At 61.5% G+C, this 12795-nt stretch carries 11 protein-coding genes and 3 pseudogenes; 5 read left to right on the top strand and 9 right to left on the bottom strand.

What is annotated here, in order from left to right:
* Positions 1 to 2: 2 nt before the first annotated feature.
* From NKI46_RS30085 to NKI46_RS30075, 3 genes are read left to right on the top strand one after another with little or no spacing between them, the layout of a single operon-like run.
* Entirely contained in the window at positions 3 to 971 is a 969-nt protein-coding gene (locus NKI46_RS30085) for an ABC transporter permease (RefSeq protein WP_023692325.1), read from the top strand.
* Positions 972 to 983: 12 nt separating this feature from the next.
* Positions 984 to 2183: an alanine racemase gene (locus NKI46_RS30080; RefSeq protein WP_352749516.1), complete on the top strand. Its 1200-nt coding sequence runs from the start codon at positions 984 to 986 to the stop codon at positions 2181 to 2183.
* 9 nt (positions 2184 to 2192) lie between these two features.
* On the top strand, positions 2193 to 2936 hold the full coding sequence (locus NKI46_RS30075; RefSeq protein WP_023740509.1) for an ATP-binding cassette domain-containing protein: 744 nt from the start codon (positions 2193 to 2195) through the stop codon (positions 2934 to 2936).
* Positions 2937 to 2960: 24 nt separating this feature from the next.
* Here the strand turns inward: NKI46_RS30075 and NKI46_RS30070 are convergent.
* Positions 2961 to 3214: pseudogene (locus tag NKI46_RS30070) on the bottom strand (MBL fold metallo-hydrolase); the annotation flags it as partial.
* Here NKI46_RS30070 and NKI46_RS30065 point away from each other — a divergent pair.
* The gene (locus NKI46_RS30065) at positions 3174 to 3338 is read left to right on the top strand and encodes a hypothetical protein (protein ID WP_023715648.1); all 165 of its coding nucleotides are present in this window, start codon (positions 3174 to 3176) and stop codon (positions 3336 to 3338) included. The pseudogene NKI46_RS30070 and the gene NKI46_RS30065 overlap by 41 nt on opposite strands.
* Before the next feature lie 152 nt (positions 3339 to 3490).
* Here NKI46_RS30065 and NKI46_RS30060 read toward each other — a convergent pair.
* A pseudogene (locus tag NKI46_RS30060) lies at positions 3491 to 3781 on the bottom strand (GMC oxidoreductase); the annotation flags it as partial.
* 15 nt (positions 3782 to 3796) lie between these two features.
* Here NKI46_RS30060 and NKI46_RS30055 point away from each other — a divergent pair.
* A pseudogene (locus tag NKI46_RS30055) lies at positions 3797 to 4173 on the top strand (ABC transporter permease); the annotation flags it as partial.
* On the opposite strand, the gene NKI46_RS30050 reads toward NKI46_RS30055, so the two are convergent.
* From NKI46_RS30050 to NKI46_RS30020, 7 genes are all read right to left on the bottom strand, one after another.
* A complete protein-coding gene (locus NKI46_RS30050) occupies positions 4060 to 5076 on the bottom strand; it encodes an IS630 family transposase (RefSeq protein WP_023738293.1) in 1017 nt (338 codons plus the stop codon). The pseudogene NKI46_RS30055 and the gene NKI46_RS30050 overlap by 114 nt on opposite strands.
* Positions 5077 to 5153: 77 nt before the next feature.
* Positions 5154 to 5906 carry a GGDEF domain-containing protein gene (locus NKI46_RS30045; RefSeq protein WP_023738294.1) on the bottom strand — a complete coding sequence of 251 codons (753 nt, stop codon included), beginning with the start codon at positions 5904 to 5906 and terminating at the stop codon, positions 5154 to 5156.
* A gap of 165 nt (positions 5907 to 6071) precedes the next feature.
* Positions 6072 to 6779: a thermonuclease family protein gene (locus NKI46_RS30040; protein WP_352461175.1), complete on the bottom strand. Its 708-nt coding sequence runs from the start codon at positions 6777 to 6779 to the stop codon at positions 6072 to 6074.
* Positions 6780 to 6792: 13 nt separating this feature from the next.
* Positions 6793 to 7992 carry an ABC transporter substrate-binding protein gene (locus NKI46_RS30035; RefSeq protein WP_023738295.1) on the bottom strand — a complete coding sequence of 400 codons (1200 nt, stop codon included), beginning with the start codon at positions 7990 to 7992 and terminating at the stop codon, positions 6793 to 6795.
* Between the two features lie 98 nt (positions 7993 to 8090).
* Entirely contained in the window at positions 8091 to 8627 is a 537-nt protein-coding gene (locus NKI46_RS30030; RefSeq protein ID WP_502896852.1) for a lytic transglycosylase domain-containing protein, read from the bottom strand.
* A gap of 255 nt (positions 8628 to 8882) precedes the next feature.
* Positions 8883 to 9251: a hypothetical protein gene (locus NKI46_RS30025; protein WP_023738297.1), complete on the bottom strand. Its 369-nt coding sequence runs from the start codon at positions 9249 to 9251 to the stop codon at positions 8883 to 8885.
* A gap of 26 nt (positions 9252 to 9277) precedes the next feature.
* A partial coding sequence (locus NKI46_RS30020; protein WP_352749512.1) for a beta strand repeat-containing protein occupies positions 9278 to 12795 on the bottom strand: 3518 nt, incomplete at its 5' end.

The following is a 12795-nucleotide window of genomic DNA, read 5'->3' as shown; positions in this document are numbered from 1 at the left end:
AAATGTCCAGTGCCAACACCAGCGCCGGTGGCAGCTTCGCCAGCCGCTTCAATCTGCAGCAATATGTCGTCTACCTCGGTTTCCTGGCGATCTTCCTGTTCTTCGCCATTGTGCTGAGGGACAGCGGCTTCCTCACCGTCCGAAACTTATCGAACATCGTGTTGCAGACGACGCCGGTGACGATCATGGCCATCGGCCTGGTCTTCGTCATGTCGGCCGGCGAAATAGATTTGTCGATCGGCTCGATCGTGGCGGTGGCGGCCCTTGCAGCCGCCGTCACCATCAACGCGTACGGCATGCCGGCAGGGATAGTCGCCGGCCTCGGCGCCGGCCTGCTGATCGGCGTCATCAACGGCGTGCTGGTGGCGTATGTCAGGCTGCCCTCCTTCCTGGTGACGCTGGCGACGCTCGGCCTGTTCGCCGGCGTTTCGCGTTCGATGACAGACCTTCGCTCGATCTCGGTGACCAACGAAGCGTTCACCGGCTTCTTCGGTTCCGGCTCGCTGCTCGGTGTCCCCTCACTCGTCTGGTGGTCGGTGATTGCCGTGGCCATCGGCCACCTGGTGTTCCGCGAGACCCGTTTCGGCGCGCATGTGCTGGCGACCGGCGACAATGCCCGCGCCGCAAGCGTATCGGGCATCAGCGTGCCCAGGATCAGGCTCGCCGTGCTGACCATCAGCGGCGGGCTCGCCGGTCTTGCCGGCTTGCTCTATGCCGGTCGCCTGCAGGCGGCGAAATATACTCTCGGCGAAACCGACCTGATGACGGTCATCGCCGCCGTCATCGTCGGCGGCACGCTGCTCAATGGCGGCAAGGGCTCCGTGGTCGGCGCGCTGGTCGGCTCGTTGATGATGGGCATGCTCAACAACGGCCTGATCCTGATGGGCCTGTCGGTCTCCGACCAGATGATCGTGCGCGGCCTCATTATCCTGACCGCAGTCGCCGTGTCGCTGCGCGAAAAGAACCGCTGAAGGAAGCCATCCATGTTTCTCGAGATTCTGCGCCGCCGCAACCCCGCCTTCATCGAATCAGCTATCCGGTTGCACCAGCAAGGTAAGCTGCCGGCCAATGCTTATGTGCTCGATCTCGACACGGTTGAGGCCAATGCGCGGGTTCTCAAGAGCGAGGCCAACCGCAACGGCCTGAAGATCTTCGCCATGACCAAGCAGGTCGGCCGCTCCTCGTCGTTCTGCCGGGCTGTGATGCGCGGCGGCATTGACCGCGCGGTCGCCGTCGACATGGCTTGCGCCCGCGCCACCCACAAGGCAGGCATGAAGCTTGGCCATCTCGGCCATCTCCAGCAGGTCGCAAAATTCGAAGCGGCGGCTGCGGCGAAAACCTTCAAGCCGGACTACTGGACCGTGTTCAATGATACCAAGGCTGGGGAAGCGGCAACAGGCGCCAAGGCGGCCGGCTATGTGCAGCATCTGCTGGCCCGCATCGCCGCCGAAGGCGATATCTTCTATCGCGGCCATGAAGGCGGTTTCAATGCCGCCGACATTATCCATGTCGCCGACCGGCTGGATGCCGTCGAAGGCGGCCGTTTCGCCGGCATCACCACTTTCCCTGCTCTGCTGTTCGACCATGCTTCGCGGAAAGTGCTGCCGACCCCCAATCTGGCGACGCTCGCGAAAGCTGCGGAAGCGTTGGCCAAGGCAGGCCGCAAGGACATTGAGATCAACGCGCCGGGCACCACGTCGAGTGTCATGCTGGCGGCACTCGCCGAGGCTGGCGCGACGCAGTGCGAGCCCGGCAATGGACTGCATGGCACCACCGCGCTGCATGTCATGGAAGATTTGCCGGAGCTGCCGGCGGTGCTCTATCTCACCGAGGTCTCGCATCTCTCCGGCGGCAAGGCCTATTGCCTTGGCGGCGGCTTCTACATCGATCCGATCTTCCCCGACTACGACGTCAAGGCGATCGTCTCGGCTGAACCGACGACGGCAGGGTCGGCACTGCGCAGCGTCGAGGTGCCGCCGCCCTCTGCGATCGACTATTACGCCATGATCGATGCCGCCGGCGCGAACGCGCCGAAGCCTGGCGACAGCGCCGTGTTCGGCTTCCGTGGCCAGGCCTTCGTCACCCGCGCCCATATTGTCGGCGTGTCGGGCATTTCGACGGACAATCCGAAAGTGGAAACCATCGAGAACGGCTTCGGTGAACCCTATGCCTGGCCAGTCTAGGAGAAACACATGACGGTGAGCGCGCCCATCCTTCAGCTGCACGACATTCGCAAGAATTTCGGCGGCATCACCGCGATCGAGAGTTTTTCGCTCGAGGTTTTCCCGGGCGAGATCGTTGCACTCGTCGGCGACAACGGCGCCGGAAAGTCGACGCTGGTCAAGATCGTCTCGGGCGTCCACCCGCCCTCGTCCGGCACCATCGTCATCGAAGGAAAACCGGTGACGATGTCGAATGCCACCATGGGGCGCGCGCACGGCATCGAGGTCGTCTACCAGGACCTGGCGCTGGCCGACCAGCAGACGGTCTACATGAACATGTTCCTCGGCCGCGAGCCGCTGAACCGCCTCGGTTTGCTCGACCGCCGCCGCATGATCGACGAGACCGAGAAACTGGTGAAGGAACTGGACGTGCGCATCCCCTCCGCCCACGCCACTATCCGCGATCTCTCCGGCGGCCAGCGCCAGGGCGTTGCGATCGCGCGCGCCACGCATTGGGCAAGCAAGCTGATCCTGCTGGATGAGCCGACGGCGGCGCTGGGCGTTGCCGAAACCGCCCGGGTGGAGGCTATCGTCCAGTCGCTGAAGCAGCGCAATGTCGGCATCCTGATCATCAGCCACAGCCTCGACCAGGTCTTCAAGCTCTCCGACCGCATCTGTGTTCTCAGGCGTGGCAAGCAGATTGGAATTCGCGAGACCGCGAAGACCGATAAGAACGAGATCGTTGCCATGATCACCGGCCTGCAGCAGCAATAGCAGGAACCTCTCTGAGAGCCCCCCGCCCGAGATCCGGATGTTGTCGGAGATCACGCGATCGATCAGCTTGTGCCGCGTGGTGATCGCCATCGGCCCGTCCTGGTCGTAGCTGCCTTGCCACTCCGGATGCGGCGCCAGCAGCGCTGGCACATACATCGTGTCGCCCGAAATCATGCGCTGTTCCTTGCCGTAGTTTGCGAGGTAGACCGAGTGGCCGGGCGTGTGGCCGGCGCAGCGATGATCTGGAAGCCGGGCGCGACTTCGGCGCCGTCATGGATGCTGCTGGAACTGCTGCGTCTGGTGAAGCTGCCTGCATCGCCTGAATTTCTCCAGGCGTATCCGCACCAGCTTTCTGGCGGCCAACAGCAGCGCGTTGGCATCGCTATCCCAGTCTCGATTTGATAGGACCTATGCAATGTATGGCGGCGCCGACATCACCGTGCCGCCCGGCGGCGTCAAGCTGTCCGGTTTCGGTCGCGACAAAGTCGCTGCATGCGCTGGACAGATACACCGTCTCAAAACAGCCTGGATTTCTCTGGGCTGCCCGTTTCTCGCTAAGCGCTGCCGAGGATGAAATCGGCGCACCGATCGGCGATCATGATCACCGGCGCGTTGGTGTTGCCGCTGATGGGACGCGGCATGATCGAGGCGTCGCAGATGCGTAGGCGCGGCACGCCGCGCACGCGCAATTGCGGGTCGACCACCGCCTGGTCATCGGTGCCCATCCGGCAGGTGCCGCAGGGGTGATAGACCGTCTTGGCATGTTCGAGGATGTGGTCTGTTATGGATTGATCGGAAAGGTCGGCGGCCCCGCCCGGCGACAGCTCCTCGGCGATCACCGCCTGCCCTACGAAACCCGCTTCGAGGATCTGGAATATCTCACCACCGGTCGCACCGATCTGGTCTCGGCTCTTATCAACAACGCCTACACCTCCATTCCCATTCCTCATTCTTTTGTCTTCCTGCTCGTGCTGGCGGCGGTGAGGTCGTTCTGCACCGTACCGCCTTCGGACGATATCTCTACGCCGTAGGCAAAAATGAAGAGGCCGCGCGGTTTTCCGGAATCCGTACCGGCCGGGTTATCATCTGCGCCTATGTGATCTGCGCCGGGCTGACGGCGCTGTCATCCATCTTTCTCGCAATGTACACACGCTCGATCCTGCCAAGCTCGCACGGCAATTTCTACGAGCTCTACGCGATCGCCGCCGGCAGCCTTGAAGAAGTTTCTGCATTCGGCTGGCTCGAACAGGTGGCAGATGTCGCCGAGAGCTTGGCGGAGTGCGTCGAAGGTTCTGGCCGCTTTCTTTCGCAGCCGCGCCTTGAGTTTTGAGTAGGCCATCTCGATCGGATTGAGATCGGGTGAGTATGGCGGCAGGAACAGGAGCCAAGCGCCCCTTTGGCGAACCAGTTGTGCGGCGCGCTCGTTCTTGTGGAAGCCGACATTGTCGAGAATGACGATATCGCCGGGCGACAGTTGGGGAGCAAGCTGTGTTTCGATGTAGTGTTCGAAGATGGCGCCATTCATCGGCGCGTTGACGATCCACGGCGCGACAAGACCGTGGCATCGTAGCCCGGCGATGAAGGTCTGCGTCTGCCATTTGCCGAAGGGCGCATGCGTCCTGAAGCGCTCGCCCTTCGGCGCCCAGCCGGTGCGTTTGGTCAGTTTGGTGTTGGTCGACGTCTCATCGATGAAGATCAGCCGCGCCAAAGCCTTGTTGAAGAAGCGCTTTCGCCGCCCGGTCCACAGCTCACGCGCCTGGCGCACGTCGGCCCGCTGCTGCTCGCTGGCCAGTAGAGTTTTTTTATGACTGAGCCCAAGGCGATGGAGCAGGCGCCCGACATTGGAGCGGTGCACGCTCACACCACGCACCTCCAGTTCGACGCAAAGCTCATCCAGCGTCAGTTCGCCGGTCTCGGCCAATCGCAAACGCACAAACTCGGCATGCGGCTCAAGCTTGCCGCCGCCCACATGGCCCTGCCGGCGCGCTTCAAGCGAACCGGTCTGCCGCCGCAAGTTGATCAGATTGTTCACAAAGCGAGGCGAAACGCGGAAATGGCGCGCTGCCTCGCGGTGACCATGCCCCTCATCGACATACGCAACAACACGCTGACGCAACTCAAGCGGTAGCGGCTTGCCCACCGCGGTCTCCTTTCAACCGCAATGAATCACGAACTCAAACCAAAGGGAATCCTGAATCCCTTAAATCGCGACAGGCTCTAGTTGTGGAGGTGCGACAATTGAAATCCAGGCTGGCGTTCGACGCCGGATAACAGCGATTCCGCCGATCGGAACATGTCCTCGAATTCCAACTCGTTTTCAAACACCACGCCGCCGACGCTGATGGTCAGCGTATCCGCGGTTCCTTTTGGCGCGAAATAGGCTTGGGCCACGCGCGCCCGGATACGCTCGCCGATCTCCCTAGCGTCGTCTTCTGTCGCACCGGGCAGAAAGACCCCGAACATGGAGGTTCCGATCCGGCCCACCAGATCTTCCTTGCGTACCGATGACTGGATGGTCGAGGCTATGAGCCGCAAGGCTTCGTCACCCCAGCCAAGGCCGAAGCGCAGATTGATGGACCTGATGTGTTCGGGATGAATGACCAGGAAGGCGCCAGATCTTGGACCAGACGATTTTGGCCTGGTTGCTCTCCTTTCGACCATCGACGTGAAGACCGTCCGGTTGAGGCAGCCTGTCAGGCTGTCAAAGGTCGCCGACTTGTTGAGTTCCCTTCGATAACGGACGAGCTCGGTCCGCTGCAGGCCAATGAACAGGAAAAGTGGGCCACCGACGATGACCGGCAACAGGATCGCTGTGACCATGCTGCGGCCAAACGGCGTCAAGGCTTCCGAGAACAGAAGCAGATAATTTAGGCCAACCGAGAGGAGCAGAATTCCCGCCGAACCCAGGGCAGTCAGCCATGCGATATCTTTCCATTGCCGGGGCGAGCTATTCGCCATTGGTGTCATCATTAGCCAATCTCCCGCCTGATCGGCTGTCATAAGGCCAAGGTGCTGCACTTTCAGTTTCGAGGAAACATACAATTTTAGTAATGGCGCAATCACCTACCATTGGCCCGAAATCAGGCCTTCAAAAGCAAGGCTACGGCGGCAAAAGCAAAGACACTGAATTGTCGGCTATTGTGGCGGGCCGAATATCCCCATCTCCGCGTCTCTGGCCACTGCCTCCGCCTTGCCATAGATGCCACTCGCCAAGGCCGTCGCCCAGCCATTGGAAACAAGCCAGGCGCCGACATCCTGCCTGCCCAAGCTGCACGGTGCCCCAATGACAAAACGATCGATTTCCGGCGGCACGACGCATTTCAGCGCCCGGCCGCGCAGCCAGGAATTGAACGTCGCGCGCGCACGCTGGCCGCAAGGCCAGGCGACGCCGCGAAAGGAACAGGTCTCGTCCAGGTCAATGCCTTGGATCCCGCTGACGACTACCTTGCGCCCCATGGATTCGAAGGTTGCCGACGAGGTGGCAACCGGTTGGAAAAGCAAGACCTCTGGCCAATCCTTTGGCATTCGCATCCCTGCAGGCGCGGCCAGACCAAGGTCGCTGAGCGGCGGGCGCGGCTCGACCCGTTCGATTTGCGCCGGATCAAGCTGTGGCGGCGCGATAAGGTCCTGAGCAATCTTGCGTGCCCGTCCTCGCCATGGCGTATTGGCGGCGCTCGGAGGTGGTCGCATTGCCTGGCTATGATCGATGGATTGACGTGGCGCTGGCCGATTGTTCGGAAGCAGATCTGCGGCCCGGATGATCAACAAGACCCCGGCCAGGAGGAGCAGGCTTCCGAGCGCTATCAAGCGATTGTGCCTCAGCCAGCCCATCAACTCAAGCAAGGTTCCTTGCCCCTCAATACCCCGATGTCGATTTGGCGACCAGCTTGAGTGCACCTTTTTGAACCTGATAGAAGGGCATGGATCGCTCACTGGAGCCATCCGCCCGAAACCGGAACAGGCCGGTCGATCCGCGAAATCCGCTCCGATTTTCGAGCACCTGCTTGCTGAAGCCGTCAGGCCCGGCCGAACTTGCAATTCCTGCTGTCAGGGCGACCATATCATAGGCGTAGGCGACATTGGCGTCGGCTGGATAATTGTAGGTCGTCTTGAAGCGGTCGGCGATCGGGCCGGTTTCCGTTGGGTCGAGCGTGGCGATGTAGGAGCCTTCAAACAGCGGCTCCATCGGATGTTCCAGCCAGCGGTTGGTTCCAACGACGGCAATTGCTTCTCCAGGAATGCCTTTCGTTTTGAGCGCCGCAAGGATCGGCGCCGGATTGTCGTCGCCGCTGGCGATGATGATGGCATCGGGAGCCTCGACCAGCGAGCCCACATCATTGACCACTTTGGTGCCGCCATCGCCGGCCGGATACGGAACGGTGACGGCGAGCGTCGCGCCATAGATGCTGAGACTGTTGGCGACCCGCTTTTCAACCACGCTGGCATTCGCGCCCGCCGCAACGAGCAACACGAACTTCTTGCTGCCTTTGGCCGCCAGGCCGGCTGCGCCCGCGGCCGCGCTGTCGGCCTCGTTGAGGCGCACCGCATAGACGCCCGGGCCGCCAGCGAAATTGTCGGCCAACGCCAGCACCGGCGGTCGCTTCGATCCCGACAGCTTGGCTATGTGCTGCGCGGCCGCGAGTTCGACCGGGCCGATGACGATCTTGGTTCCAGTGGTGATCGCCTTCACAGCCAATTCGCTGGCGTGCGCGCTGTCGCCCTTGGTGTCCTCGACCGTAATCGTGAGCAGGACATTTCCAAGGTCGGCCATCGCCAGCTTGGTCGCATCGAGCATCTTCCGGCCGTTTTCGCCGGCGTTGCCCGGGGCCGACAAAGGCAGCAGCATCGTGACCTTCGTCGACCCGGTGCCGAGCGATCGCGTGGCTTGGGCCGGGCTGGCAGCGGTGCCGGCGGCCGGCGCTCCGGGTGCGGCGATCGCCGCCGGATCGAGCGCGTCCGAGACGCTGCCTTTCGACTGGCAGCCCGACACCATGCCCGCGAACGCAAAGACGATCGCCCACGTCCACAAACCGTGTCGCTGCCGGCCAGAATCCATGATGCCTCCCTCATATCCCGCCGGGTATTTGTCCCGGTCTCATCCGTTCATCTTACGGCAGACTTGCCTCGCCGTCTTTGCAATTGCTGGATTATGGCTCAGCCGTCGAAAAGTCTTGCCCGGAGCGCCTTGATCATTCTGGCTTGCCCGGCGCTTCGATAGTCCGCGCATTTCATGTATCGCGGGCCCGGCACGAACAGTCGGCGCACACAAATCCGCCTCGCCGGGGCAGGGGCACCATCGTCTCCTGCTGTCGGGAATGCGGAGAATCCGAACGTCGCCACCGGCAATGGCCCGGCCACCGCAAAACCTTCTCTCGCCAGGATTGCACGCGCACGCCGGCAGTAGCGGACCGAAAGTTCGGAGAACCGGGTTTCACCGTGCCCGGCACGATACTTCATGACGGTGGTGCAGAGATCGCCTGCGGCAAGGCTGTTTGCCTGCGCCAGATATCTGACGCCGAGCGCGATGTTGGTCGCCGGCGCGCCAAGCTCGTCGAGCGAGCCACGAAAGCCCAGCATTCGGGCCGTCGCGGGCATTACCTGCATCAACCCGACCTCACCATCGGCGCCGTGCACATCGGGATCGAACCCGCTTTCGATCTCCATCACCGCGTGCGCCAGCACCGGTTCCAAGCCGTAGAGCGATGCCTGGCATGTCGCAAACGCCTTGAATGTCGCGCGAGTCCATTCGGAGGCGGCGTCGCAGCGAACTGGCCGCCTCAAGCCGAACGGTGCTGGTCTCGCCAGGCTAGGTCGTTCCAGCCAGTTGGCGCGGGCTTGCGTGGCAAGCTGGCCAAAACCGGTCAATGCGATCACTCCGGCGATCGCCCTCGTCAATCGTCCGCCGACCATCGGGTCAGCCAACCGGCACTGCCGGATCCCTTCCGGTCAGTTCATGTACTCGACCATGCGGTCGTGGAAGCATTCGCACTTGTTGAGGGTGTCTTCGTCCTTGTAGTTCGTCTTGAGGTAGCCATAGGCCATGCCGCAGGCGACCTTGGCTTCCGACGCCCAGATGAAGGCGGGGCGCGAAGAATTGATCCATTCCGAGCTGTTGGCGACGGCCACCGACTCGTCCATCAGCTTCACCACCTCGGACTTTAGATCGACGATGTTGTCGTTCAGCACCAGGTTGGATGTGCCGACGGTCCGGCAATAGTCGGCCACCGGCCCTTCGATAATATCGGCAGCCTGCAGTCCTGTCGCGCATAACGACAGCAGCCCGGCCCCGAAAGTCACTCGCAAAATTCTGGTCATGCTCCTCACCCCGTCCCTTTCGCCCCTTAGGCCACGTCCGTCTTGGTGCCGTGGCTGTCATCGTAAAGTATCTTCACCGCATCGGCGGCGCTGTGGAATGTGTAGTTCTCCAGCACGGCGACCGTATGATAGTTGTCGCCGCCGCCGTTGGTATCGACCTTGACCTCGGCATTGGCCGCATTGGCCGAGGACTGCGCGATCTCCACGAAGCCGCCGCCGACGAGATCGGTGACGCCAGCCAAGCCCTTGAGCAACGAGGAAAGATCAAGCTGGTCGCCGTTGTGGAAGTCGGCGATCAGGTCTGCAACCTCGAGCGAGCCGATGGCGAAGGTCTTTGTCCCATCGGAAGCGACGGTCGGCTCTGCCGGTGCAACGAGCGAGGTGTCGAGTTCGACCTCAACATAGTTGCCGGTCGTCCCGTCGGCCATCTGGAAGGTCCCACTGCCGGTCACGGTCTGCCCATCGATTTCGCCGACAGCGGAGGACGTTGTCGTGCCGATCGAAGTAATATCGTTATGGGCGAGGTTCGACAACTCCCCGGCGTCGCTTATGCCGTTGGCGTTGGCGTCTTTCCAGATCAGCAAGCTGTCGAATGCCGCGTCATCGTGGTCGATGAGGCCATCATGGTTGCTGTCGAGCGATGCAAGTGCCGCCGCGCCGCCTGCGAAGTTGCCGCCGCCGAAGCTTGGCGTGAACAGTTCGGTGCCGTCGTCGATCTTGCCGTCATGGTTGAGGTCGATGGCCAGCATGCCGTCATGGGATGTGTTCCAGGCAAGCTGTTCTTTCGTGCCATCGCCATTCATGTCGAACTGGACCCCATGGCTGACGTCGGAGAAGGCGAAGCCATCATGATTCATATCGAGGATGATGGGATCGATCGATCCGCCGATCAAGGTGTTCAAGTTCGCTACCGTGACGTTCTGAAGATCGACCAATGTTCCGACGCCTGCGCTCGCGGTAGTCTGCGTGTAGACGAAGGTGTGATTTACCCCCGAGATCGTCGCCGTGAAGGCGAGCGTCGCTCCGGCGTTTCCGATGTCTGTGCCCATTAGATACTGGACTGCCGCAGCTACGCCTGACGTTGTGGTGATAACCAAAGGCGAACCGCCGAGATCGGTCCCGAAGAAGCTGGCGATCCCGTTCGCGACCGAATGAGATTCAACCGTATCTCCGCCGATCGTTAATACGGAATCTCCCGCACCGTCAACCGCGCCGGCGGTAGCTGACACGAGCGTGCCAGGCAGGCTCAACTTGTCGGTGCCGGCAACGAAGTCGGTGATGATGTCATAGCCGGAGATAGTGCCGGTGTTGCCTGATCCACCGATGACTGGTGTGGAGTCCCCAGCCCCGATCAGGAAGGTATCGGCACCGGTTCCACCTGTCATGGTGTCCGCGCCCGATCCGCCGCTAAGTGTGTCAGTGCCGGAACCGCCGTCGAGCGTATCCCTTCCATCGAGGCCTGTCAGGGTATCGTTACCCTGTCCTCCGGAAAGGATCGTATCATGTCCATTGATGCTGGTCAGATGATCGTCGCCGTCCTGGCCCAGCACCGTGGTCTTTGTCGCGGTCGCCACCAGATTGTCAGCGCTGCCGCTGCCCTCGAGGGTTGAGGTTGTTGGGTACAGGTGTGCGCTCACGCTGCCGGCCGCCGTATCGCCATCGCCATCCGTTCCTGTGACAGGGATTTTGATATCGAATGGGTCAACCGCGTTGGCGGTCGCGAAACTAGCGGCCCCAAGCTTGAAAGTCCCCGATGAGGCGCCCGAGATCTCGACCGCACTGAACGGATCCGAACTTGCCGTAACGGTGAAAGTGTCGCCTTGGTCCATTCCATGCAACGCGAAGGTACCGGTCACCGCGTCGTACGTCACTGTCGGTACGGCCCCTCCGGACCCGTTCACAACGACAACCGTGATCCCGGTGGCTACGGTTTCCCCCGAGAGGTCACCAACAAAACTATTGTCATTGTCGACATTCAAAGCTCTGATCTTGATATCAACCGTGCCGCCGACCACTTTGGTTAGCCCTTGAGTGAAGCTCGATACTTCATAGTGGTCGGTATAGCTGGTCCCGGCGAGGCTTCCGTTGGTCGATGCGTTCGTCACGAAATCGAAACGGATCGTCTCTCCATTTGCGATGCTCTGACCGCTGCCAACGCCGAAGTTTCCGGTGCTGGTATTTACCGTGTTGCTACCGTTGGCCGTGACCAGCAGATCGTTCGGGGTGTCCGGGCTGGTCAACGTGGTGAACGCATTCACCTGATTGTTGCCGCCGGTGGCCGTGGCGCCAGCCGTCGTGAATTGAGATCCATTGAAGATCGTGCCGTTCAATACAAATGACCAGGTGTCATTTGCCTGGTTGAGTGTTGCCGTGAACCCGAGATCGTTGCCATTTGCCGCCGATGTCCGACCCTCGACCGTGTGTCCATCGGGAGAAATGTGATAGAATAGCTGCTCGCCGTTGAGGAAGATGCTCGCGCCGTTGGCGTCTGTAACGGCCGCGCCCTCGGTTACGCTGAACACGACATTCCCCACGCCGTCGGCGCCGGCGCCGGCGGCGAAATTCAGATGCTCAGTCAGCGTAGAGTGCAATGAATCGGGCAAATAGATTCCATCGCCGACGAAAGCGTTCGGAGCGTCGTCCAGTACCGTCAGATTGACCGATCCGGAAACATGATCACCGCTGGTGTCGGTGGCCACCACCTGAAGCCCGTTAATGGTGATGTTGCCCGAGCCGGCAATATGTTGGAGCTGGTCAGTCAGCGTCGCGGTGATGATCGGTGTCAACGAGCTGTTGGCGCCAGCGCTTGTGTTTGACAGCGCCAGATAGACGAATGCGCCGAGGTTCACGCTGCCGGCCGTTTGTATCAGACTGCCGACGAGTTGGTTGCCGACGAGCGCCCAGCTGATTGTGTATCCAGAGGCTAGGCCAGAAACAGTCGGCGCCACCCAGTTTGGATCGCCGGTCGGGTTGGCGAATGCAACATTAATGGCTTCGCCGGTCGTGGTGAAGGTGATGCCGCTGATTGCTTGCGCCGTCTCGCCGCGGCTGCCTGGGTTGGTGCCGGTCACGGCCCCGGCTTGGAGATCCGCAGGCGCCGAAGCATCGAGCGTGGTGTCGAGCGCGGCTTCGTTCAATGTCAACGATGCAGTCCCGCCACCCGATGGAACGGTGTTGGTCTGCACATTCAGGGTCACCGTGGCCGTCGAAGTGTCGCCGTCACCGTCCTTGATCGTGTATGTGAAAGAGTCCGAGCCGACATAGATGCCCGTCGGCGTATAGGTGAACGTTCCATTGTTGTTGTAGGTGACGGTGCCGTGAGCACCGTTAGTGACGGTCACCTGACCGCTGACCGGACTGTTGTCCGTATCGACGCCATCGGCGCCAAACTTGTCATTGGTCAGGAGGCCGGTGAGGACCGTCGCACCGGTGATCGTTGGCCCCCAGGTGTCATTCGTCGCGGTCGGCACGTCGTCGACGATGGTGATGACGAGATTGCCGGCTGGAGCGCTGTCGCCGTCGGCGTCGGTGACGACGACCGCGA

The sequence above is a fragment of the Mesorhizobium sp. M0615 genome (assembly GCF_040320805.1).
In the GTDB taxonomy this organism is placed as follows: Bacteria; Pseudomonadota; Alphaproteobacteria; order Rhizobiales; family Rhizobiaceae; genus Mesorhizobium.
Note: the sequence above shows the minus strand (reverse complement) of the source record. Positions and strands in the feature narration are given on the sequence as shown.

Excerpts from the sequence above, each read along its gene's own strand:
- NKI46_RS30085 (WP_023692325.1), top strand. The coding sequence starts at position 3 with ATGTCCAGTGCCAACACCAGCGCCGGTGGCAGCTTCGCCAGCCGCTTC.
- NKI46_RS30080 (WP_352749516.1), top strand. The coding sequence starts at position 984 with ATGTTTCTCGAGATTCTGCGCCGCCGCAACCCCGCCTTCATCGAATCA.
- NKI46_RS30075 (WP_023740509.1), top strand. The coding sequence starts at position 2,193 with ATGACGGTGAGCGCGCCCATCCTTCAGCTGCACGACATTCGCAAGAAT.
- NKI46_RS30065 (WP_023715648.1), top strand. The coding sequence starts at position 3,174 with ATGATCTGGAAGCCGGGCGCGACTTCGGCGCCGTCATGGATGCTGCTG.
- NKI46_RS30045 (WP_023738294.1), bottom strand. The coding sequence starts at position 5,906 with ATGATGACACCAATGGCGAATAGCTCGCCCCGGCAATGGAAAGATATC.
- NKI46_RS30035 (WP_023738295.1), bottom strand. The coding sequence starts at position 7,992 with ATGGATTCTGGCCGGCAGCGACACGGTTTGTGGACGTGGGCGATCGTC.
- NKI46_RS30025 (WP_023738297.1), bottom strand. The coding sequence starts at position 9,251 with ATGACCAGAATTTTGCGAGTGACTTTCGGGGCCGGGCTGCTGTCGTTA.